Consider the following 22,032-nt stretch of genomic DNA (forward strand, 5'->3'; position numbering starts at 1 on the left):
AGTGTAGGGGCGTTGCCGGCACGGTCGTAGGCTCCGGGTCACCCGGCTAGCTTTGGCTACGAGAGAGGAGCGAGACCGTGCAGCTCATATTCGCAGTTCACTGCCACCAGCCGTTCGGACAGCTGGAAACCGTTCTCGATCAAGCTATCGATCGTGCCTACCTGCCCTTCCTCGACGTCCTTCAACGCCACCCGGGCATCTCGGTCAACGTGCACTATTCGGGAACGCTTCTCGAACAACTCGAGACAAGTGGACCCCGTTTGCTCGAGGTTCTCACCGGGTCGGGTGAGCAAATCGAATGGATGGGCGGAGCGATGTATGAACCGATCCTTCCGGCGATTCCTCCGCGTGATCGGATCGAACACCTGAAACGGATGCGCAGTGCAATCAACGAGCGCTTCTCCCAAGATCCAGTCACAGCCTGGGTTCCCGAGCGGGTCTGGGAGCCGTCCCTGGTCGAGACCTTCGCTGAATCCGGCTACGACGCGATACCGCTCGACGACGTCCACTTCGAACGAGCAGGCCTCGAGCACCTCGACCGCAACTATCTGGTCCACTACCTCGACCGGCTCATAACCGCATATCCGATCTCCGTCGATCTTCGGTACGCCGCCCCCCGGGAAGATCCCGAGACACTGGTTGAGAGCCTGCGTCACCTTCATGAGGCAAACCCCGACGCGGTCGCGGTGCTGGTCGACGACGGCGAGAAGTACGGGCTGTGGCCGGGCGGCAGTCAACGGGCGTACGGCCCGGACGGCTGGCTCGATCGATTCTTCACCGCCGCGGAAGCCGCCGACTGGGTCGATCTGACCACTTTCGAACGGCACCTGGCCGACCACCCGGCGACCGAGCGAACTTCGCTGCCTCCCGGTTCCTATCAGGAGATGACCGACTGGTCCGACGGGCGCTGGGAGCACTTCCTGGATCGGTACCCGGAAGCCGACGTCCTCTACCGCAAGATGTTGAACGCATCCAAGCGGGCAAGCCGCGACAAAGCACCAGCCGAGGCGCTCACAGAGGTGCTGCGCGGACAGGGCAACGACTCCTACTGGCACGGAGTGTTCGGGGGGCTGTACCTGCCACACCTGCGTGCCGAGACACACCGACGGTTGCTTGCCTCCAGGATGGCAGTCGACGAGGCGAAGAGGTCGGGTCGATCGTGGGCGAAACTCGAAGTTCTCGACTGGGACGCCGACGGACGCGACGAAATCCACGTCGAGCTGCCCGACCAGTCGTGGGTGCTCGACCTCGACGACGGCGCACTCGCCTACTACGACGACAAGCCCTCGATGTGGATGGTCCCGGACGTAGTGGCGGCCCGTGCCGTGGGTTACGACACCGATCAAAGTCCGGTCAGGACTCATCGGTGGATGACGACCAGGACACTCCCCCTCGATGCCTCACCCGGTTCCCTGGCGTCGATGGATCCCGACCAGCTCTCCCAGTACCCCCTCGAAACAGGAGAGTTCGAAAAGGGCAAAGGCTGGGTCAGTGTCGGTTCGACTTCCCACCACGGACGGGTCCGCCGGTTGCTGCGCGCAGAGAACCGCTCGTTCGACATCACCTATGAGATCGACGACCTCCCGGAGTGTCGATTCGGCCCTGAGTTCCCGATCGCCGTGTGGCGAGAAGCAGGATCCCTGCGGGTCGACGGCGGTGCTTGGCAGGCTATCGACAAGCCGAAGGCCGTTTCGGGCCATCGATTCAGATTCCGCCACGAGCACAGGATGAGGGAGATCCTGATCGCTCTCCGCCAGCCCGGTGAGTTGTTCGTCCTCCCCCTCACGACCACTATTCGCAACGAAACAGGAGAAGAAGACTTGCAACAGGGAATACTGTTGTGGCCCCATTGGATACGTCCGAGGTCGGGGCTCTATCGACTGACGGTCGAGGTTCTCGATGTGGCTCAAGAGCCGCCGGTCGAACCACCAACCGCCCTCGAGGCCGGTCTGGAATGAGAATCCTGCTCGCCGCGTCCGAATTCTCGCCGCTGGTCCGGACCGGTGGTCTTGGTGAAGCAGTCGCCGGCATTGCCGGAGCTCTGGCCGCAGCCGGGCACGATGTGTCTGTGGCGCTCCCCCGTTATCGCCACCTGACGGCCCTCGGGGTCGAAGGCGAACCGGCCGGTCCGGCCCGTGCAACCTACCGGCACGAGGCCGGCGGTATCGAAGTGATCCTCGTAGATGATCCTTCTGCTTTCGACCGCGCCGGCATCTATGGCGACTCCCACGGCGAAGGTTACGAAGACCAGTGGCTGCGCTTCGGCGGTTTCTCGGCTGCGGTGCGAGCCATCTCCCACGATTACGACCTGGTCCACCTGCACGATGCCCACGCCGGCCCGGCAGCCCTCGACAACCCGACTCCAACGGTATTCACCATTCACAACTCGGCCTACGGCATCTTCGGCCCTCTGGTGGAGACCGCAGCCGTGGTTGGAGTCGATGTCCGCCACACGGCGCCCGGGGCCGATCTGGAGTGGTGGGGCCAGGCCAACTTCTTGAAGGCCGGAATCGCCGCCTCCGACCGGGTAACGACGGTGAGCCCTTCCTTCGCCAGGCAGCTGACAGAGGACGCCTCCATCTCCGGAGGCCTCGACGGAGTCCTCCGCTCGCTCCCCCATCCGGTGGCCGGGATCGTCAACGGTCTCAATCCGGACGAGTGGAACCCCCGAACCGACACCGCCGTGACAGCCCCGTTCACGCCAAACCGGCCGTACCCGCGCAAAGCCACTCGCCAGGCCCTCCTGGCCGAAGCAGGGCTGGCCGACGGAATCGTGTTCGGCAATGTGGGCCGCATGGCAGAGCAGAAGGGCCTTCACCTGCTCGACCCGGCAATCGACCTGCTGGTCGGTGAGGGTCTGCGCCTCGTGCTGGTGGGAGACGGCGAATTGAACCCGATGGTCGACGGCTGGGTAGAACGTCATCCTCATGCGATCTGGCACGCCCCTTACGAGGAACGACTGTCCAGAGTTGTCTCGGCCGGGGCGGATTTCTACTTGATGCCTTCGCGTTTCGAACCGTGCGGGATCGGCCAGATATACGCGATGCGCTACGGAGCGCCGCCGGTTGTGCGCCTCACAGGAGGCTTGAACGACACCGTCATCGACCTCGACGAGAGCCCGGCCGACGCCACAGGATTCGGGTTCCGCGATTTCAGGCACGAGGAGCTGATCAAGACGGTTCGCAGGGCAATGCGGATCTTCAGGCAGTCGAGAGGCGAATACCGGAGACTGCAGCGCAACGGCATGCTGACCGACTTCTCCTGGGGAGCGGCGGCGCAGCACTACCTGGTCGCCTACGAACAGGCGATGCTCTACCGTCGGGAACGATCGAGCGGCGGATGACGTATTTCAGGTCATGAGGAAGGTCGCGTTCTACATAGCCATCGTCGTCGCCGCGAGCGCTTGCTCAACCGGTGGAACGACGACCACGGTTCGGTCCACCACCACCGATACTCGACCACCGTCACAGACGACGACCACAACCCCGCAGACCACATCGACAACGCCCGCGGTTCGATTGGATGTGTCCTTGATAGTTTCGCGCCTCGGAGGAGTGACCCTGCTCGATGACGGACCGACGCGGGACCTTCCCGGCGACGCCGACTATGCGATTGCGGTCGCTTTCGACGACCTCTCCGGGGGCCTCGTCTACCAGTACCAGACCACTCCCGAGCAGTTCCCACCGCACAGCGTGCTCCGCATCGCCGCCGGTGGTTCGACACCCGAGGTGGTTCTCTTCGCGGATCCGGGCCGGGAGATCCGACTGCTGGACGTCGAAGAGGTCGACGGCCGAACGACTCTGCTGTTCCTCGAAGGAGCAGAGGGAACGGAGTCTGACACGCTCCTCATAGCCGATATCGCCGGTGGCGCCCCGAAGCCGATCGTGCACACCGATGCGAGCGCCGCTCCGGGTGCCGCCGGGGTGAACCCGACGGTCATTCTGGGAGGCTCGCTATCCGGCAACTCCGCGGCGGTCGTGTGGGGGTACGGAGATCTCGAGACGCAGTGCAGCTACGTCGAGGTCGTGAGCTTCGAGGGTGCCACGGTCTTCGGACCGATCCCCGACCTGTGCGGAGAACGGGATCTGACTCATGCGGCGCTCTCGGCGGACGGATCGCAGCTGGCCTATGCCGGCGACGGCGCGGTCGGGATCGTCGATGTCACCTCCGGGGAGATCCTCGGTGAGTGGCAGACGGCATCGGTCGCCGGACTCGACTTCGATGGAACGACCGCGCTGGTGACCGGAGTCGGCGAGTACTCGGCGATATCGCCTTCCGATCCCTCGGCGGCACCTCGGCCGCTGCCGCCGAACGCCACGCATGTGATAGCCGGCAGAGGCCCGATCGACATCGCCGACGGGACCTTTCTCGGCGGCGTGCGGACACTGTCGGCCAACTGCTCGGCGGCAGGAATGCCGAGGATTCCGGAACGTCAGGGAGGCCTGCCGGAAGTCGTAGCCGCGCGGCGGGATGGCATCGTGGCAGCCGCCGCCTCTTGCGACGTCGACTCCCTGACGGCGCTAGGCGGAGACACGGTGGCGTTCAGTTTCGGTGGAGATCCGGACGCAGGGCGTTTCTGGAGGTGGAGCGAACAGGAGGGATACGGTCCGCTCGCCCGCATAGTCGATGTGCTCGCGCTTCCGTTCGTCATCCAAGATTCGCCGGGAGGCCGGATCTACACGTGGCCGTCTGCGTTTCAGGAGTTTCCGACCGAAGACGACTGGCAAGCCCTCTCCGGCGTCTTCAACGAGGAGGACATCGATCTGTTCAAGGAGTACGGGGCATACATCGGGATGCGCGTTGGTATCACGGAAGACGGGACGTGGCTGTTCGCGATAGAAGGCGACTGATCCGGAGGTTCTAAGTTCCAGTTCCTAGGTTCTGAGTCAGGAATCTCTTCAGGTTCTCGAACGCAACGGTCAGGTTGGCGATCGGGACGTGCTCGCTCACCTGGTGGGCTTGGGCGACGATTCCCGGACCGTAGTTGACTGCCGGCACGCCGTACTCGGCAAGGCGCGCAACGTCCGTCCAGCCCTGTTTGGCGGCCCGTTCGGCTCTGGTGACCTCAATGAGCCGGTCCAGGTAGCGATTGTCTTCCGGTACCGGCGCGGCCGGCGCACGATCGACTATCTCGACTTCGTCCGCGGCCAGGGCGAGCAGTCGCAGACGGCCCACCGCCTCTTCGACGCTGAACACGGGCGGGAATCGATAGTTGAGATTGAGGGAGAAGGACGGGGGGAGGATGTTGTTGGCGATTCCGCCCGACGCTTTCGTCACCGAGAAGACCTCCCGGTATTCGAGACCGTCGATATCGAACAACTCCGGCGGGCGGCCGTGGAGTTCCGCCAGCCAGGCCCCCGCCTTGGTTATGGCATTCTCACCGAGCCAGGGTCGTGCGCTGTGAGCGGACTTGCCGATGAACCTCACCGTGGCGTTGATCGCTCCATTGCACCCGATTTCGATTCGCAGATCGGTTGGCTCCATCACGACGCCGAACTCGGCGCCTCTCAGCCACGGAATCGCCTGGAGCACCTGTTCGAGATGGTTTCCGACGGCCGGGCCTTCCTCGCCGTCGTAGAACACCCCGACAACGTCGAAGGGACCGTTCGTGACCTCCGGGTCCTCCAACAGGTGGACCATCACCGCCAAGCCCGACTTCATGTCGGACGTCCCGAGACCGTAGAGCATCCCGTCCCGCACAAAAGCGGGAGGTTGGCCCTGCGCAGGGACAGTGTCGATGTGGCCGACGAGGAGCACCAAGGGTTTTCCGGTCGAACGTCCGATGACGACGCTGTTGCCCAGCCGAACGACCGAGTCTCCGTCGTAGCGAGCCGAGAGACGATCGACGATGGAAGAGCAGATGGCTGCTTCGTTGCCGAGTTCCGACGGTGTGTCCACCAGCCACACCAGCGTTTCGAGGATGCTCATACCGTCAACCCGAAGGTGCGCAGAGCTTCGTTCAGCGAGGTCCGATCGTCCGTTGCCTCGGACCGATGACCGATGATGTAGGCGCACTGAAGATCGACGACCCCGGCCGGGAACTCCTTTGGCCGCGTGCCGGGCACCACCACCGATCGAGCGGGCACCCGCCCTTTGTAGGTCACGGGCTCGCGGCCGGTCACATCGATGATCGGAATCGTCGCCGTGATCGTTGTATTGGCGCCGAGAACGGCACCCTCTTCGATGATGGCTCCCTCGGTGACGATGCATCGACTGCCTATGAAGGCCCCGTCTTCGACGATCACCGGTCGGGCGTTGGGTGGTTCCAGGACGCCACCTATGCCGACACCGCCGGAGAGATGCACGTCTCTGCCGATTTGGGCGCATGAGCCGACCGTTGCCCACGTGTCGACCATCGTCCCGGCTCCCACCCGGGCGCCGATGTTCACGTACCCGGGCATCACGACTACGCCGGGCTCGCAGAATGCTCCGTAGCGGACGGTCCCGGGTGGAACCACACGCACCCCGAAAGCCGCCAGGTTCTTCTTGGTCGGGATCTTGTCGTGATACTCGAAGGGCCCCGCCTCCATGGTCGTCAGTTCCCGGATCCGGAAATACAACAGGATGGCTTCCTTGACCCACTCGTGAACGATCCATTCACCGTCGGTCTTCTCGGCCACGCGCAACTCCCCGCGATCGAGTGCTCCGATCGTCCGCTCGATTGCCTGGCGCGCCTCGGCGAGGCGGTCGAGATCGGCGTATACGGCTTCTATCAGTTCCCGGTCAGACACGTTGTCAGCACCTCCACCGCGTGTTCGGACTCCTCGAGCGTAGGAACCAGCGCCAGCCGGATGAAACCTTCACCTCCAGCGCCGAATGCGCGCCCGGGCGAGACGAGCACCCCTCCCCGGAGCAGTCGTTCCGCGACGGCCACGTCGTCACCGACACTCACCCAAAGATACAAACCGGCGCGCGACGCCACCACCTCGTGACCGAGCTGCTCGAACGCGGCCCGCAGGACGGCCCGTTTGCGGGCGAAGATCCCCCGCCGTTCGGCCACATGATCGTCGTCGGCCCAGGCTGCGATCGCCGCGCCCTGTACGAACTCGGGGGAAGCGGTCCCGGTAGACGTACGCAGAGCCCGCAGAGCTGCGATCGCAGTTGCATCTCCCACGATCGCGGCCGACCGGTAGCCGGTCATTCCCGATCGTTTGGAGAGGCTCAGATACGAGAGGACACCTTCAAGGCTGTCGTCTGCAACCTGCAGAACCGATGGTGGAAGGACGTCCTCGTAGACATCCACATAACACTCGTCTGCCATGAACCAGGTGTTCGTGCTGCGCGCTTTCTGATACATCGCCTCGATATCGGCGCGCGATGCCAGCGCGCCGGTGGGATTGTGGGGGTAGTTGGTCCAAACGATGGCGGCGCTATCCCACACCGGGTCGGGAATCTGATCAGGGCGCAGAACGAAATCGCCCGAGAGGGTCACGGCGTGGCCTCTGGCTCCGGCGAGGAGGGCCCCGCGCTCGTAGATCGGATAGCCCGGCGTTGCCCAGATCACCGCGTCGCCGGCCGACCGGTCGACGAAGGCGAGCGGAGTCGAGAAGATCGCTTCCTTGGAACCGGCCGTGGGCAGAACATTGCGATCCGGATCGACGCGGACCCCGAACCTGCGTTGCACGTAGTCGGCAACGGCCCGGCGCAGTTCGGGGAGTCCGCTGGTGGTCGGATACTGAGAAACGGCCGGTACGGAGCCCTTGAGAGCCTCGGGGATGAATCCGGGTGTCGGTTCGCGGGGATCCCCGACCGAGAAGTCGATGAGAGGGCGGCCTTCGGCTCGCATCGAGCGGGCCTTCTCCTGGAGCTCCGCGATGGGGTAGGAACCGAGACGATCGAGCACAGGATTCGTATGCATGCGGGCAACGGTAGTCGCCGTCGCCGCTTGCGTAGGTAGGCTCAGACCCGTGCAGAGGAACGGCGAATACCCGAGAGGCGGAGCGGACTTGCAGAGAAGGGGGCGGCGATGCCGGCCAACCTGACCCCCGCCTACAAATCGGCGGAATCCGCCTACAAGAAGGCACGTGACCCCAAGGAGCGGCTGGAGTTGCTTCGGGAGATGCTGCGCCTGATACCGAAGCACAAAGGGACCGACCATCTGCAGGCAGACATCAAATCAAAGATCAAAGAGGTCACAGAGTCGCTCACCGGACCGAAGAAAGGTGGCTCGAGAGGCGGACCCCCGACCTCGTTCAGACCGGAGGGCGCCGGACAGATAGCGCTGGTGGGACCCCCGAACACGGGCAAATCCACTCTGCATGCTCGTCTGACCGGATCGCAGACCGAGACCGGGCCGTACCCTTTCACCACGCAGTTCCCCCAGCCGGGAATGATGCCGCACCTCGACATCGCCTTCCAGCTGATTGACCTACCGCCGATATCCGACCAGCACCCCATATCCTGGATCGGCAATACCCTCCAATCGGCAAACGGGTGCCTGCTCGTGGTGGATCTGGGTCACCCCGAATGCGTGGAAGAGGTCCTCACGGTTCTCGAGATCCTCTCCGCCAAGAAGGTCGTACTGACCGAACGATGGCCGTCCGATGGAGGAACCGTCGGAGATCCGGACGATCCTTTCACCTTTCACCTGCCGACGCTCCTCATCGGCACGAAGGCGGATCGGAGCAGCGACCCGGAGGCCGACCTCGAGGTCTTCGAGGAACTGACCGGTTGCAGGTTTCCCTATCTGGCCATCTCAATAGAACGTGAGCAGGGACTAGACGCGATCGGATCCGCCCTCTTTGACCGGCTCGAGGTGGTGCGGGTGTATTCGAAAGCACCGGGCAAGCCGCCCGACATGGACAAACCGTTCACGCTCCGCAAAGGGCAGACGGTTGAGCAACTCGCCGAGCTGGTGCACCGGGACTTTGCGACGGGCCTCCAGTTTGCGCGTGTTTGGGGCGCCACCAGCTTCGACGGCCAGCACGTCGGACGCGATCACCTCCTCGTCGATGGTGACGTGATCGAACTCCACATGTAGCCGGTTGGCCGGGAAGCACCGTACAATCGCCCAACGTGGGACTTGATCGCCGGATTGTGGGTTTGCTGATTACGGCCGCGCTGGTCGTCGCGGCGCTGGCCATTTCGTACGGCAGGGTCGATCCGGATTCGGTCGAGACGAACGCGGATGGTGTGGTCGAGAACGTTGAACCGGCACCCGGCGACCTCGTACCCCGCCAGTCGATGATCGAGGTCGACCTTCGATCCGGTTATCGAGCCGAGTTGTGGGTTCTGGTCAACCCCTCGGCCGGCACATGGCAACGGATACCGGACTCCGAGCTGTCGTTCATCGAGGGAACCGGTGTATACACCTGGGCTCCAGGAGCCGGACGGATCGTGGAGGAGTGGACGTCGGGCGAACACACCCTCCGGATAGTCTGGGACACCGTCACCGGCTTGCCCGACGTCGGCGAGTATGAATGGACGTTCCGCACCTACTGACGAAGTTTCTCAGCAATACTGTGGCTCCACAGGCACAACAGCATTGCCGAGAAACTCCACGTACTTTTCTCAGCAATACTGATGTTGTGGGAGGACAACAGCATTGCTGAGAAACCAGATAGCCTCCAGGGCATGCGTGCTCCCGATTACTCCGGAGGAGGCCTGGTCAATCTGGCCGCCGAACTCGAGTTCCGGCTGCGCGGCGACAACCTAGCGCCGCGCCTCTATCCGGACCTCGCCGCCACCATTCCCGACGCGGCCACCTACGTGGTGACGCTATTCGACGGCCTCGGTGACCTCCAGCTTTCTCACCCGAACGCAGCCGAACTCCGTCGATACAGAAAGGCTGCGCTGGACGCCGCCTTCTCCACTCAGACGACCGTCAATCTGGCGACTCTGGCGACCGCTACTCCCCCATCGGTTCACGGACTGGTGGCCTATCTGCTTCGCATGTCTGACCGCGTCGTCAACACCATCTGGTGGTTCGACCTCGACGGCTCACCCGTGAACACCGATTTCACTGCGTTTCTGCCTGGCCCCAACCTGCCCGAGCGGCTGGCGGGTGACGGTATCGAGACCTTTGTGATCCAGCCGGACGGTTACCAGGGATCTCCGCTTTCCGAGGTTCTCTTTCGCACGGGAACGGCCCTCTCCTATCAGAACGACGAAGAGGCGATACCCCTGGCCCTCGAGGCAGCCTCCGAACCGGGACGCTTCGTGTTTCTCTACCTCCCCCATGTCGACGCGGCCGGACACGCCGAAGGCCAGGACTCCGACTCGTACTCGGCGATGATGAAACTGGTTGCTGCCGGCTGGGCCGAACTCGCTGCCGCACTTCCCGATCACGCCGTTGCGATCGGGACTGCCGATCACGGTCACGTCGACGTGCCGCCGGAGGGCAAGTTGCATCTCACTCCACCCGAAGGGGTCATTCTCCACGGCGACTCACGTTGTGTGTGGGTCGCCGGCGACCTGGAGACGGCCCGGCGCATGGCGGCCGACCTGCCGGTCAAGTGGGTCGATCGGACCGAGATGACCGGTTGGTGGGGTCCGGAGCCCGTCACCGGCCCGGCCGCCGCCCGGTTGCCGGGGGCGGCCATGCTGGCCGAACACGAGGTGGCCCTCCACTATCCCGGCAACGATGTCGAACTGGTCGGTTACCACGGCGGCATCACGCCGCAGGAACTACACGTCCCGCTGCTGGTCGCTCAACCCTGAGCGCGGGCCGCCGAGAACTCCTGGAAAGCGAACAGCAGAAAGATGATGGGAGCGAACAAATAGCCGCGGTCGTAGAACCACCAGGCTGCCGCGATCGCGACTATCAGCCCGATGAGTGCGGCATGGAAACGCCCGCGACCTGGCAAGACTTTCTCCAGGACCGAAGCCAGCATGTGCGACCCGTCCAGTCCGCCGATCGGCAGCCAGTTCAGCAGCCCCCAAACGACGCTGATCCAGATGAACGTCCCCAAGAAGAACGACGACCAGTGCTCCAGCAAGAGCGAATCCCCCAGATACACGGTGAAGGGAGACTCGACAACGAGGGCGGTTATCTCTCCGAACAATCCGGCCCTCACCAGCCCGAATACGCCCAGCGCGAAAGCAACCTCCAACCCTGATCCGGCGGCCGCCACCAGGAAACGCTTGGCGAGAGACCGATTCATCCACGGCGCGCTCCAGAAGGTCGTCCCGCCGATGCCGTGGATCATCACCTTGTCCACCGTTCCTCCGAGCAGCCTGGCCGTGAACGCATGCCCGAGTTCGTGAATCAGGACCGAGAGAAACGCAGCCGCCATCCACAGAGTGACTCCGATTCCACCGAACCCGGCGTCGAGCACGAAGAGGGCGAGAATCAGGAATGTTGCGTGGATATGAAGCGTGAAACCGAACAGACGGGTTTTCAACATGCGACCGGCAGCCTAGAGCCTCAGGCGTTGAAGGCTGCCGGACCCGCGGCGAGTAGACGCTCGAACGACTCCTCGTCGATGACCGGGATGCCCAGCTCGGCAGCTTTCGTCATCTTCGCACCCCCCGGTGATTCACCCGCAACGACCGCAGTGGTCTTATTCGACACCGAACCGGTCACCTTGCCACCTCGTTCCTCGACGGCAGCCTTCGATTCGTCCCTTGAATAGGCGGCGAGGGTCCCGGTGATGACGAGTGTGACACCGGCGAGGAGATCACCGACCTTCACGTCAGGTTCCTCATCGGCGAGCCGGACACGGCCATCACGGAGCTTCTCAATCAGCGGAGCGGTATCGGGCGCAACTGCCCAGGCACGAACCGAAGCTGCAATCGTCGGTCCGACACCGTCGATGCCGGCGATCTCCTCTTCCGATGCACTCAGAATCGCGTCGACACTCCGGAACTCGCGCGCCAGTGCGCGGGCGACCGTCCCTCCGACATGCCGGATTCCGAGCCCGATCAGCAGACGGTGAACCGGTCGGTTCCGCGCCTGATCGATTCCCTCCATCAGCTTCGAAACCGAGAGATCGCCCCAGCCCTCGCGACCGAGCAAAGCGGCCGGATCGAGGAAGAAGATGTCGGCGGGGTCCGTGATCAAACCTTCAGAGATCAAAAGGTCGATGGTCTTGTATCCCATTCCTTCGATATCCATTCCGCTGCGACCGACGAAGTGCGCCAGCCACTCACGCAAGCGGCTCGGGCACTCCAGGCCGCCCGTGCAGCGCGCCACCTTTTCGCCGTCAGGAAGCACGATGGGGTTGCCGCAGAATGGGCAATTGTCCGGCATGCGCCAGACGACCTCATCTCCCGTGCGGCTCGAGACCACCGGACCCACCACCTCCGGGATAACCTCGCCGGCGCGCCGGACGATGACCTTGTCGCCTATCCGGACGTCCTTGCGGTGGACCTCGTCCTCATTGTGGAGAGTTGCGTTGGTGACGGTCACCCCTCCAACGAACACGGGATCGAGAACTGCGTAGGGGGTCACCCGACCGGTCCGCCCGACGCCGATCTCGATGCCGAGCAGCGTCGTGATCTGCTCTTCAGGCGGGAACTTGTAGGCGATCGCCCAGCGGGGCGCTTTTGCCGTGAACCCGAGCGCCCGCTGCTCGGTCAACCGGTCCACCTTGATCACGACACCGTCTGTCTGGTAGTCGAGCTTGTGGCGGGCTTCGTCGATCCCGGCGATGTAGGTTTCCACGGCGCCGAGATCTTCGACGGCTGCCGAAGCCGGGTTCGTCCGCAGGCCTAGCGAGGCCAGATACTCCATCGTCTCCCAGTGGCGCTCGAACTCTGGCCCACCTTCGACGAAACCGAGCTGATAGACCCAGATCGAGAGGTCCCGCGAGGCCGTAACGGCCGGGTCCTTCTGTCGGACCGAGCCGGCCGCGGCGTTGCGCGGGTTGGCAAAGACCTTCTGACCTGCCTCGAGCTGCGCGGCGTTGAGCGCGTCGAACGCGCTGATCGGAAAGTAGATCTCACCGCGAGCTTCGAGAACCGCCGGTGCGTCACCAAACAGGCGCAGCGGCACAGCTTCGATGGCCCGCACGTTGGCGGTGATGTCCTCACCAGTGGTTCCGTCTCCCCGGGTGGCAGCACGCACGAGTGCTCCGTTCTCGTAGGTGAGGGACACGGCCAGGCCGTCGATCTTCAACTCGCAGACATATCCGGTCGGGGACATGCCGAGCTGCCGTTTCGACCGGTCGTCCCAGGCTTCCAGTTCTCCAGTCGACTCGACGTTGTCGAGCGAGAACATCGGCTCGCGGTGGGTTACCGGGGCAAAGAGGTCCGATGGAGAGGCTCCTACCCGCTGCGTAGGGGAATCCGGAGTGATCAGCTCGGGATGCTCCTCCTCGAGCGCGATGAGCGCGCGCAGCAGATCGTCGTACTCCGCATCGCTGATCTCGGGGGAATCGAGAACGTAGTACCGGTGGGCGTGATACCGGATCTGATCACGCAACTGCTCGATCTTCACATGGTCCATAGTTCGGCCAACTCCCCTGCAACTGAATGAACGGTACGGGCCACGATCTCTGCCTGCCCTTCGGTGAGCCCGGCCAGACCGCACGAAGGCGTATACAGAGCCTGCGAAGTCAGAGCCACCATGTCTGCTCCCCCCATGACCAGCGTCCCGATCGCCCGCTGGAGCCGTGAGACGAGATCACGCGGAGGCGAGCCCATGGCGGCCGGCGCCACGCCCCACATGATTCTCGTGCCGCTGCTCACGGCAGCTGCAATCGACTCGCGGTCCTCTTCGAACTGGGGGCCGAGCGCATCGATGTCCCACGAGATCCACGCCGGATTCAAGGAGGAGACCAGACTCCAATCGGTCGGACCGCAGCAATGGATTCCCGGGCGCACAGGCAGGTTGCTCATCACGTGCTCGAGCAGATCGCGCGCCGATTCAACCCCGATCGGGAAGGATCGTCCACCGAGGCCCGACAAGGCCGGCTCGTCCAGAATGAGGATGATCTCTGTGTTCGGGAGTCGGTTTCGAATGTCTTCGAGATGAGCAGCGATCCGCGCAGTGAGCTCGATCTTCAGACGTGCAAGCAGGTCGTCTCCGGCAGGATGCCCGGCGGCGAGCAAACCGATCGCCAAAGTAACTGGTCCGGTGGCTTGAGTCTTCACCGTTTCGGTGTCGGACGGCAGCATTCGGAGCAGCGTGCCGGCGCCGACAAGGGCTTCCGTCCGATCATCTGCTTCCGAGCCGTAGGCGAGCCCGAGCTCGGAATTCGCCGTGCCGCAGCCGCAGAGACCCGCACCCCACTGCGGAAGCATCCGCTCGGCCTGGCTCCGGTTGGGGAGTTGGGGCAGATAGGGAACGTCGGTCGTGCCGAGCACAAACAGGGCCGCCTCAAAGGGATCCACGTGCGGCAGGCTTCCGATCCCCGTGATCATGTCGCCACGATCGTCCCGCCACCGACCACCTCATCTCCACGGTAGAACACGGCGGCCTGCCCGGGGGCGATGGCTGCCTGCGGTTGCGCGAACTCGACGGTGGCACCGCCGGGAGTAGCCACCACCGTTCCGGCTACCGCCTGGGTCTTGTAGCGAACCTTGATGTCGAAGAGCCCGGCGGGCGGTGGCACACCGGCGACCCATCCGACGGATTCGACGGTGAAGCCTGCCGTCTCCAGATCCTCTTTGCGACCGAGCGTTATCGTGGCGGTCGACGGCTCGATATCGACCACGTAGCGCGGTTCGCCGAGCGCGACGCCCAGCCCCTTCCTCTGCCCGATCGTGAAGTCGATCACCCCGGCGTGGGTTCCGAGTTGCCGGCCGTCGGTATCCACGATCACGCCGGGCTGCACGGCTTCCACTGCCCGGCCCCGGAGGAAGTCGCGGTAGTTGCCGTCCCCTACGAAACAGATGTCCTGACTGTCGGGTTTGGCGGCCGTCCGCAAACCGAGTCGCTCCGCGAAGAGGCGCGTCTCGGCCTTGGTCTGTTCCCCGACCGGGAATCGCACCCGCTCGAGTTCCGCCTGTCCCAGCATGTAGAGAACGTAGGACTGGTCCTTGCCGGGATCGACTCCCTTCAGGAGATGCCAGCCTGATTCATCCTGACGGGTGCGGGCGTAGTGTCCGGTCACGAGTACGTCGCAGTCGAACTGAGCGGCTTGCTCGAGGAATCGAGAGAACTTCACTTCCCGGTTGCATTCGATACACGGATTCGGGGTGAGCCCGCTGAAGTAGTCACCGATGAAGCGGTCGACGACGCCGGACATGAACTCCTCTGTGTAGTCGAGCACGTAATACGGGATATCGAGCTGGGCTGCCACCCTCCTGGCATCCTCGCTGTCGCTCACGGTGCAGCACCCGGCGGTCGGCGCCTCCCCGTTGGGGCCGGCCCACAGCTTGAGGGTGGCTCCGATGACTTCGTGTCCCTGCTCGACCATCATGGCCGCCGCGACCGATGAGTCGACGCCGCCGCTCATGGCGACCATCACCCGCATCGTGGCGCTCCCTGATCGTTTTCGCGCGACATTGTGCACCTATGAGGGCCGAATGTCGCGCGAGAACGGTTGTTTGTGGTGGTCATCTGAGAGTCTCCACCGCATCGGCGACCAGCGCGGCGGCCGAATCACCGTCTTCCGGTCTGGTGGTCCAGCCGAAGGAGAACCGGAGGCATTCACGAGCCCGCCGATCGTCGAACCCCATGGCGGCCAGAACGTGTGAAATCGTCGCGGCACCAGATTGACAGGACGATCCGGTCGCCACGGCGAGCCCCCGTTGATCGAGTCGGACCAGAAGCGTCTCGTTGCGGACACCGGGGATCCTCAGGTGAGAGTGCTGGACAAGCCGGCCGTCGAGCGGTGCGTTGACCTCGAGCTCGGGGATCCTCCGCCGGAGCCCTTCTTCGAAGGACTGCCGGGCCGCCCCGACATCCGCATTGAACCGCGGGCGGTCAGCGGCAGTCAGTTCCATCGCAGTTGCCAGCCCGACCGCTCCCATGACGTTGTGCGTGCCGGACCGCCGGCCGAGTTCCTGGCCTCCTCCGTGCAGCACCGGTTTGAGTCCCACACCCGATCTGACATACAGCAGGCCGGCGCCTTTCGGACCTCCGAACTTGTGTGCTGCCAGCGAGAGCATGTCCACACCGAGATCATCGACTTTGAGTTCCTGTGAAATGAACGACTGAACGGCGTCTGTGTGAAGTAACACGGAGCTTCGTCTCGTCCGCACGGCCTCTGAGACTCTCCGGATCGGTTGAACTACACCGGTCTCGTTGTTCGCCGCCATCACCGAGACGATCGCCGTGTCCTCGTCGACGGCCGCCGCCACCTCCTCGGGGTCAACGACGCCCATGACATCGACGCCGACGATTCGAACCGGACAACCGAGCTCCGCCAGGAACGCTGCCGTCTCGAGAACGGCCTCGTGTTCGACGGCGGTCGTCACGATGCCGCCGCGCCCGCCACCGGCGAGTGCCGCCCCCTGGACGGCCAGATTGTCGGATTCCGTCCCGCCGCCGGTGAACACGATCTCCAGAGGCTGCGCCCCGAGCACGGCGGCGACGCGCTCACGTGCCTCCTCCAGGGCGTTCTTGGCCGACCTGGCCGCCGCGTGGCTCCCCGATGCGTTGCCGTAGATGGTTCCGGCATATGGCGACATCGCTTCCCAGACTTCGGGACGCATCGGCGTTGTGGCGGCATGATCGAGATAGAGCATTACCCAACGATTGTGCCACGAGTCGACCACTTCACGCCCGTCGATGCCGCGGCAAGAGAAGTGCGCCGCCTATCCACCCCGGTTGCCTAGCCTGTGGCCATGGCCGCCATCACAGTCTCGATCGATATCGCAGCAACCATCGACCAGGTGTGGAGGCACGCGTCGGACCTCGGCTCCCATGCCGAGTGGATGACCGATGCCGAGACGATCGAGTTTCGGACGGAGCAGCGATCGGGTGTCGGGACGCAGATGGAAGTCTTGACGCGAGTCGGACCGCTGCACACCACGGATCTCATGGAAGTGACCGAGTGGGTCGACCGGAGGACCATCGGCGTCAGACATGAAGGGCTGGTAACCGGCGAGGGCAAGTTCTCCCTCGAAGCCACCGCTACCGGCACCCGTTTCACCTGGTCGGAGCAGTTGTCGTTCCCCTGGTATCTAGGAGGAGCGATCGTCGGGCAGTTAGCGAGCCCCATCCTGAGATGGGTATGGCGGCGCAACCTCGAGAGCCTGCGCAACCGGATCGAGTCCTAGAGGTCGACGCTGAAGGTATCGCAAGCGTTCGGATCACCGGACTCGTAGCCGGTGGTGAACCAGCCGACCCGCTGATCGGAAGATCCGTGAGTCCAAGATTCCGGCGCTACACCGCCCTGAATTGCCTCCTGGATGCGATCGTCTCCGACTGAGGCCGCCGCGTCGAGCCCTTCCTCGATGTCCCCCGGCTGCAGGACACCGTCCCGCTGATAGATAGAGTTGGCCCACACCCCGGCGAGACAATCGGCTTGCAGTTCGATCCGAACCGAGAGGTCGTTGGCGTCGTCCGGATGCTGCTGCTGCATCTGCTGCACGTCGGAGGTGATCCCGAGCAAGTTCTGCACATGATGAGCAACCTCATGCGCAATCACATAGGCCTCGGCGAAGTCCCCTCCTCGAGCGCCGAACCTCGCCTGCAACTCTGCAAAGAAGTCCAAGTCGATATAGACCGTCTGGTCCGGAGGGCAGTAGTGCGGACCGACCTGCGCATCGGCTCCGCCACAAGCAGAACTGGTCGATCCACTGAAGAGTACGAGATCGGCAGGTACGTAGGCTGTGCCGGAACCGGCGAACAGGTCGTTCCACAAAGTCTCTGTCGAGCCCAGCACCGCTTCGACGAACTCACGCTCCTCAACGCTTTCAGGATCCGACGGGACCGTTCCCACCTCCTGTGGATCTGCGGCCGGCGCCTGCAGTCCCTCGAGCATCGGTGCGAGTTGACTCAGATCGGCTCCGCCTCCACACATGCCGAGGACGACGGCCAGAACCGCCACTATCCCTGCGCCGCCTCCGCCGATCGTCGTTCGACGCGACGGCATGCCACGCCGGTCTTGGACGTTCGGACTTCTTTCGAGCCTGCGCCAGCGCATCGCTCCGCCCTTTCCAGATCGTGAACGGGAAGAGCATAATCAGGTGACCGAGCGGTCGATCAGAACCACTACACTTCGCCGGTAGGTTCTCGACTCTATGTCGGAATCTGCAAGAGGTGACGGATGGCATCGGACCGAAGGCGATGGTTTGGGCTGGCAATGCTGAGCCTCGGCGTTGCGCTCATCATCATGGACGCAACGATCGTGAACGTGGCCATTCCGTCGATCATTCGCGACCTCGGCATTCAACTGGTCGACGCCGAGTGGATAACAACCATCTATTCACTCGTCTTTGCCGCTTTGCTGATCACCGTCGGCCGGATCGGCGACCAGTACGGGCGCAAACACCTCTTCCATGCCGGTCTGGCCATATTCATGCTGGCGTCGCTCCTCGCCGGGCGGGCCCCGAGCGGAATCGCCCTCGTCGGGGCACGCTCCCTGCAAGGAGTCGGCGCGGCGATGATCCTCCCCTCAACTCTGTCGATAGTGAACGCAACGTTCCGAGGACGCGACCGGGCGATCGCCTTCGGGGTGTGGGGCTCGGTCATCGGAGGAATGGCAGCCATCGGCCCGCTGGTCGGAGGCTGGTTGACGACCGATTTCTCGTGGCGCTGGGCGTTCTACATCAACATCCCGATCGGGATCTTCGTCCTGATCGGATCAACTCTCTGGATCAACGACAGCCGGGACGACACCGTCCAGCGTGGCTTCGATCCCGGGGGGATCGTCACCGTCTCGCTCGGGCTTCTCGGCCTGATATTCGGCCTCATCGAAGGGTCGCGCTACGGATGGTGGACGCCCACCAAACCCTTCTCGATCGGATCATGGAGCTGGCCCACCGAAAGCGTCTCCCCCGTCGTACCGGCGCTCGCAATCGCGCTGGTCGGGGTGGCTCTGTTCGTCTCCATAGAGAAGCGCCGCACGGCGGCCGGCAAAGCAGTCCTGTTCAAGCTCGAGCTGTTTCGATTGTCCAGCTTCTCGAACGGCAACGTGACCGCCGCCATCCTGAGCCTCGGCGAGCTCGGCTTGATCTTCATTCTCCCGCTGTTCCTCCAGGCGGTTCTCGGCTATACGGCTCTCCGTACCGGGGTGCTGTTCGCCGCCCTGGCCGCCGGAGCCTTCGTGGGTGGACCATCAGCGGCCGCCCTGGCCCACCGTTTCGGCCCAAGGAGGGTCGTGACGACGGGAATGGGCATCGAGGCGTTGTCCATCGCCACATTGGCGATCCTCATTTCTCCGACCGTGCGCGGATGGAGCCTTGCGCCGGTTCTGTTTATCTACGGGATCGGAGTCGGGCTGGCGACGGCGCAGCTGACGAGCGTGATCCTCGGTGAAGTCCCGCCAGCCGACTCCGGCCAGGCGTCTGGGATGCAGAGCACCTTCCGCCAGGTCGGATCGGCGCTGGGCATCGCTCTCATCGGGACACTTCTGGCGGTCAATCTGGGCACACTGACCGAAGACGAACTCGGCAGCGTCGCCTTCTTGCCGGAGATCGCTCGGTCCGGGATCGCCGACGCAGTGAGCGCCTCTGCGGGACAGCTGCTCCCTGCCTTGCGCGCAGGATCCTTCCCGGTCGTCGGTGACATGCCGCCAATGGAGTTCGAGGCCGGAACCCTGGACCCGGTCATCACGGCAATAGAGAACGCATTCGCACAGTCGGCGTCGCGCGCCGCGTTCACCGCCTCGCTATTCGTTCTGTTTGGATTCCTGTTGAGCTTCCGAATTCCCGAACTGGACTTCGACGCCGAAGATCGGGCGCTGCCCGAGAGCGATTCCGGCTAGAACGATCAGCGCCCCTGGAACTCTGCCTTCCGCTTCTCGATGAAGGCTGCGACGCCCTCTTTGGCGTCTTCCGTCCAGAAGCAATCCTCGAACGCCTGGGCCTCGACCTCCATCGCCTCGTCGATCGGCTTGCCCCAACCCTCGTTCATGGCTCTGCGCGCCGCGCCGAGGGCCACGGTGGGACCGCTCGCGTACTTCTCTGCCTCCGCCATGGTCGCCTGCAGCAGGTGGTCGACCGGGAACACCTTGTCTGCCAGACCGATGGCAAGCGCTTCCTCCGCACCGATGTGGCGCCCCGAGTAGTTGAGTTCCTTGGCCTTCTGGAATCCCACGATTCGGGGAAGTCGCTGAGTCCCACCGGCTCCCGGAATGATGCCGAGCTTGATCTCGGGCTGACCAACCGACGCATCCTCGGACAAGTACCGGAAGTCGGCGCCCATGGCCAGTTCGAGGCCACCGCCGAGCGCATAGCCGTGCACGGCCGCGAAAGTCGGCTTGGCGAGTCGCTCGAGGGCGCGAACGGCTCCGGCCAGCACGGTCGCAAGTCCGTCACGGTCCGACTCTCCGTCGTATGCCTTCTGGAAGCCCTTGATGTCGGCTCCTGCTGCGAAGTGCGGCTGGCCGGTCACAACCACCACTCGCACCGCTGGATCGGCCGCAAGTTGAAAGGCTTCCAGCAACTCGGTGGACAGTTGCGCGGACAGGGCGTTTACCGGAGGGCGGTTCAGCCGGACCAGCGCCAGGCCGTTCGTGACGGAATACTCGACCAACTCCACAACCAGACTCCTTGCTCGCTGGCTTCCCAGGCTACCGATCGAAAGGAGCCGTTTGACCGGTCAGGAGCCTTCGAGCCATTCCCGGGCGACGTGGGTCGTCTCGATTCGATCGTCTTCCTCCAGTTCGGCCCCGGTAGCCAGGTAGTCCGCCACGAGTCCATCGATCTTCGCCGCCACGCCTTGTGCCAAAGCCGTCAGTTTCTCGAGGAGACGGTTTCTCTCCGCCGCGTCGAGGTCCACGTCCCAGTCGGCCGCCCATCCGGTGCCGTCGACGGATCTCCACAGGGTCACGACCGGACCTTCCTCTGCATAGACGGTCACAGGAGATCCTCCCACCGGCGAATCCAGCGTGACGACCGCGTCGAGCTGCGCCCACAGCGAGTCGCGCTCATCCCAGTCGAGGTTGACCAGGAGACCGGCTTCGATCAGATCGTCTGGTGCGAGCTCATAGGGCAGGTGGTAATAGTGGCGGCGCAGTTGCACTGCTAGTTGGGCCAGCGCCGTACCGGTTTTCGCTTCAATGTCCACGATTGTTCTCCTCTGCAAGGTCGGCCACGATCCGGCGCGCCGCCGTCCATGGGTCGATCGCTCTGGACGTGATCTCCTCCAGGAGCGCCGTGAGCGTACGACGTCCTGCGGAAGCCTCCGCACGGGCGGTGAACTCGTCGATCATCGCCCGCCGGAACTCCAGTTCGAGCCGGTGCCGGCGGGTGACGGCCAGTTCGCCGGTGGACTCCAGGTGCCCCCTGTGCTCGAGGATCGCCCGCCAGGTCTCGTCGACCCCCTCGCCGGACGTGGCGACGCTCGGAATTACCGGCGGTTCCCAGGTTCGATCCCCACCAAGTTCGAGCATCTGCCTCAGGTCTCGCATGGTGTCGCTAACACCCGGCCGATCGGCTTTGTTGATCACGAAGACGTTTCCGATCTCGAGTAGGCCGGCCTTGTTCGCCTGGACGCTGTCCCCCCAACCGGGGTTGACGACGACGATCGTCGTATCGGCACTCTCGACGATCTCGACCTCTGCTTGCCCGACGCCGACCGTTTCGACGATCACAAAGGGGAACCCGGCGCCGTCGAGGACGCTGACGATGCGAGGGGTGGCGGCGGCCACCCCACCGAGATGGCCGCGACTGCCCATCGAGCGGATGTAGACGCCCGGGTCGCCGGCGTGATCCTGCATGCGGATACGGTCGCCGAGGATCGCTCCACCGGTGAAAGGACTGGACGGGTCGACCGCCAGCACGGCAACTTCGAGGCCTGAGGCCCGGATCAGAGTGATCAACCGGTCGGTCAGCGTGCTCTTTCCCGCACCGGGTGCACCTGTGAGGCCGATCACGTAGGCATTACCGCCCCGGGCAAACAAGGCTGCCAGCAGGTCGGGGGCAGATTGGTGACCGTCCTCGACCCGGGTGATCGTTCGCGCGAGTGCACGGCGGTCGCCGCCGAGGGCAGCCTCGATGAGTTCTTGGGGAGTGGTCCAAGCCATGAAGGCCAGG

At 64.0% G+C, this 22,032-nt stretch carries 20 protein-coding genes; 8 read left to right on the top strand and 12 right to left on the bottom strand.

Annotated elements, in window-relative coordinates; all coding sequences use genetic code 11:
- Positions 1–77: 77 nt before the first annotated feature.
- From VLT15_05595 to VLT15_05605, 3 genes are read left to right on the top strand one after another with little or no spacing between them, the layout of a single operon-like run.
- Positions 78–1,958: an alpha-amylase/4-alpha-glucanotransferase domain-containing protein gene (locus tag VLT15_05595; GenBank protein HSR44691.1), complete on the top strand. Its 1,881-nt coding sequence runs from the start codon at positions 78–80 to the stop codon at positions 1,956–1,958.
- Positions 1,955–3,343: a glycogen/starch synthase gene (locus tag VLT15_05600; protein ID HSR44692.1), complete on the top strand. Its 1,389-nt coding sequence runs from the start codon at positions 1,955–1,957 to the stop codon at positions 3,341–3,343. Before VLT15_05595 ends, VLT15_05600 begins: the two co-directional genes overlap by 4 nt.
- A 13-nt stretch (positions 3,344–3,356) precedes the next feature.
- A complete protein-coding gene (locus VLT15_05605; GenBank protein ID HSR44693.1) occupies positions 3,357–4,850 on the top strand; it encodes a hypothetical protein in 1,494 nt (497 codons plus the stop codon).
- A gap of 10 nt (positions 4,851–4,860) precedes the next feature.
- On the opposite strand, the gene dapE is transcribed toward VLT15_05605, so the two are convergent.
- The 3 genes from dapE to VLT15_05620 are packed head-to-tail and all read right to left on the bottom strand — an operon-like array spanning position 4,861 to position 7,858.
- Positions 4,861–5,928, bottom strand: coding sequence for a succinyl-diaminopimelate desuccinylase (dapE, locus tag VLT15_05610; protein ID HSR44694.1), 1,068 nt, complete (start codon positions 5,926–5,928; stop codon positions 4,861–4,863).
- Positions 5,925–6,731: a 2,3,4,5-tetrahydropyridine-2,6-dicarboxylate N-succinyltransferase gene (locus VLT15_05615; protein ID HSR44695.1), complete on the bottom strand. Its 807-nt coding sequence runs from the start codon at positions 6,729–6,731 to the stop codon at positions 5,925–5,927. Before VLT15_05615 ends, dapE begins: the two co-directional genes overlap by 4 nt.
- On the bottom strand, positions 6,713–7,858 hold the full coding sequence (locus VLT15_05620) for an aminotransferase class I/II-fold pyridoxal phosphate-dependent enzyme (GenBank protein ID HSR44696.1): 1,146 nt from the start codon (positions 7,856–7,858) through the stop codon (positions 6,713–6,715). The genes VLT15_05615 and VLT15_05620 overlap by 19 nt, the downstream gene beginning before the upstream one ends.
- Positions 7,859–7,966: 108 nt before the next feature.
- On the opposite strand from VLT15_05620, the gene VLT15_05625 reads away from it, so the two are divergent.
- The 3 genes from VLT15_05625 to VLT15_05635 all read left to right on the top strand — a co-directional run bounded on the left by VLT15_05625 (position 7,967) and on the right by VLT15_05635 (position 10,659).
- A complete protein-coding gene (locus VLT15_05625; protein ID HSR44697.1) occupies positions 7,967–8,980 on the top strand; it encodes a GTPase in 1,014 nt (337 codons plus the stop codon).
- 35 nt (positions 8,981–9,015) lie between these two features.
- Positions 9,016–9,441 carry a hypothetical protein gene (locus VLT15_05630; protein HSR44698.1) on the top strand — a complete coding sequence of 142 codons (426 nt, stop codon included), beginning with the start codon at positions 9,016–9,018 and terminating at the stop codon, positions 9,439–9,441.
- A gap of 132 nt (positions 9,442–9,573) precedes the next feature.
- Positions 9,574–10,659 (top strand): alkaline phosphatase family protein, encoded by a 1,086-nt coding sequence (locus VLT15_05635; GenBank protein HSR44699.1) that lies wholly within the window; start codon positions 9,574–9,576, stop codon positions 10,657–10,659.
- On the opposite strand, the gene VLT15_05640 is transcribed toward VLT15_05635, so the two are convergent.
- The 5 genes from VLT15_05640 to VLT15_05660 form a co-directional block, all read right to left on the bottom strand.
- Positions 10,650–11,345: a site-2 protease family protein gene (locus VLT15_05640; protein ID HSR44700.1), complete on the bottom strand. Its 696-nt coding sequence runs from the start codon at positions 11,343–11,345 to the stop codon at positions 10,650–10,652. The genes VLT15_05635 and VLT15_05640 overlap by 10 nt on opposite strands.
- Positions 11,346–11,365: 20 nt before the next feature.
- Positions 11,366–13,378 (bottom strand): NAD-dependent DNA ligase LigA, encoded by a 2,013-nt coding sequence (gene ligA / locus VLT15_05645; GenBank protein HSR44701.1) that lies wholly within the window; start codon positions 13,376–13,378, stop codon positions 11,366–11,368.
- Entirely contained in the window at positions 13,375–14,304 is a 930-nt protein-coding gene (locus VLT15_05650; protein HSR44702.1) for a hypothetical protein, read from the bottom strand. The genes ligA and VLT15_05650 overlap by 4 nt, the downstream gene beginning before the upstream one ends.
- The gene (mnmA, locus tag VLT15_05655; protein ID HSR44703.1) at positions 14,301–15,359 is read right to left on the bottom strand and encodes a tRNA 2-thiouridine(34) synthase MnmA; all 1,059 of its coding nucleotides are present in this window, start codon (positions 15,357–15,359) and stop codon (positions 14,301–14,303) included. The genes VLT15_05650 and mnmA overlap by 4 nt, the downstream gene beginning before the upstream one ends.
- Positions 15,360–15,441: 82 nt before the next feature.
- On the bottom strand, positions 15,442–16,605 hold the full coding sequence (locus VLT15_05660; GenBank protein ID HSR44704.1) for a cysteine desulfurase family protein: 1,164 nt from the start codon (positions 16,603–16,605) through the stop codon (positions 15,442–15,444).
- A gap of 69 nt (positions 16,606–16,674) precedes the next feature.
- Between VLT15_05660 and VLT15_05665 the strand changes: the two genes are divergently transcribed.
- On the top strand, positions 16,675–17,109 hold the full coding sequence (locus tag VLT15_05665) for an SRPBCC family protein (GenBank protein ID HSR44705.1): 435 nt from the start codon (positions 16,675–16,677) through the stop codon (positions 17,107–17,109).
- On the opposite strand, the gene VLT15_05670 is transcribed toward VLT15_05665, so the two are convergent.
- Positions 17,106–17,978 carry a neutral zinc metallopeptidase gene (locus VLT15_05670; protein HSR44706.1) on the bottom strand — a complete coding sequence of 291 codons (873 nt, stop codon included), beginning with the start codon at positions 17,976–17,978 and terminating at the stop codon, positions 17,106–17,108. The two genes, VLT15_05665 and VLT15_05670, sit on opposite strands and share 4 nt — an antisense overlap.
- A gap of 123 nt (positions 17,979–18,101) precedes the next feature.
- Between VLT15_05670 and VLT15_05675 the strand changes: the two genes are divergently transcribed.
- Positions 18,102–19,760, top strand: coding sequence for an MFS transporter (locus VLT15_05675; GenBank protein ID HSR44707.1), 1,659 nt, complete (start codon positions 18,102–18,104; stop codon positions 19,758–19,760).
- A gap of 5 nt (positions 19,761–19,765) precedes the next feature.
- On the opposite strand, the gene VLT15_05680 is transcribed toward VLT15_05675, so the two are convergent.
- From VLT15_05680 to meaB, 3 genes are read right to left on the bottom strand one after another with little or no spacing between them, the layout of a single operon-like run.
- Positions 19,766–20,536, bottom strand: coding sequence for an enoyl-CoA hydratase-related protein (locus VLT15_05680; GenBank protein HSR44708.1), 771 nt, complete (start codon positions 20,534–20,536; stop codon positions 19,766–19,768).
- Between the two features lie 60 nt (positions 20,537–20,596).
- Entirely contained in the window at positions 20,597–21,064 is a 468-nt protein-coding gene (locus VLT15_05685; protein HSR44709.1) for a hypothetical protein, read from the bottom strand.
- The gene (gene meaB, locus VLT15_05690; GenBank protein ID HSR44710.1) at positions 21,054–22,022 is read right to left on the bottom strand and encodes a methylmalonyl Co-A mutase-associated GTPase MeaB; all 969 of its coding nucleotides are present in this window, start codon (positions 22,020–22,022) and stop codon (positions 21,054–21,056) included. Before meaB ends, VLT15_05685 begins: the two co-directional genes overlap by 11 nt.
- Between the last annotated feature and the right edge of the window lie 10 nt (positions 22,023–22,032).

This window comes from Acidimicrobiia bacterium, assembly GCA_035471805.1.
Lineage (GTDB): Bacteria > Actinomycetota > Acidimicrobiia > Spongiisociales > JAHEDJ01 > JAHEDJ01.

Coding starts and splice junctions, on each gene's coding strand:
- VLT15_05600 (HSR44692.1), top strand. CDS start 1,955: ATGAGAATCCTGCTCGCCGCGTCCGAATTCTCGCCGCTGGTCCGGACC.
- VLT15_05605 (HSR44693.1), top strand. CDS start 3,357: ATGAGGAAGGTCGCGTTCTACATAGCCATCGTCGTCGCCGCGAGCGCT.
- dapE (HSR44694.1), bottom strand. CDS start 5,928: ATGAGCATCCTCGAAACGCTGGTGTGGCTGGTGGACACACCGTCGGAA.
- VLT15_05620 (HSR44696.1), bottom strand. CDS start 7,858: ATGCATACGAATCCTGTGCTCGATCGTCTCGGTTCCTACCCCATCGCG.
- VLT15_05625 (HSR44697.1), top strand. CDS start 7,967: ATGCCGGCCAACCTGACCCCCGCCTACAAATCGGCGGAATCCGCCTAC.
- VLT15_05635 (HSR44699.1), top strand. CDS start 9,574: ATGCGTGCTCCCGATTACTCCGGAGGAGGCCTGGTCAATCTGGCCGCC.
- VLT15_05640 (HSR44700.1), bottom strand. CDS start 11,345: ATGTTGAAAACCCGTCTGTTCGGTTTCACGCTTCATATCCACGCAACA.
- VLT15_05650 (HSR44702.1), bottom strand. CDS start 14,304: ATGATCACGGGGATCGGAAGCCTGCCGCACGTGGATCCCTTTGAGGCG.
- mnmA (HSR44703.1), bottom strand. CDS start 15,359: ATGCGGGTGATGGTCGCCATGAGCGGCGGCGTCGACTCATCGGTCGCG.
- VLT15_05665 (HSR44705.1), top strand. CDS start 16,675: ATGGCCGCCATCACAGTCTCGATCGATATCGCAGCAACCATCGACCAG.
- VLT15_05670 (HSR44706.1), bottom strand. CDS start 17,978: ATGCGCTGGCGCAGGCTCGAAAGAAGTCCGAACGTCCAAGACCGGCGT.
- VLT15_05675 (HSR44707.1), top strand. CDS start 18,102: ATGGCATCGGACCGAAGGCGATGGTTTGGGCTGGCAATGCTGAGCCTC.
- meaB (HSR44710.1), bottom strand. CDS start 22,022: ATGGCTTGGACCACTCCCCAAGAACTCATCGAGGCTGCCCTCGGCGGC.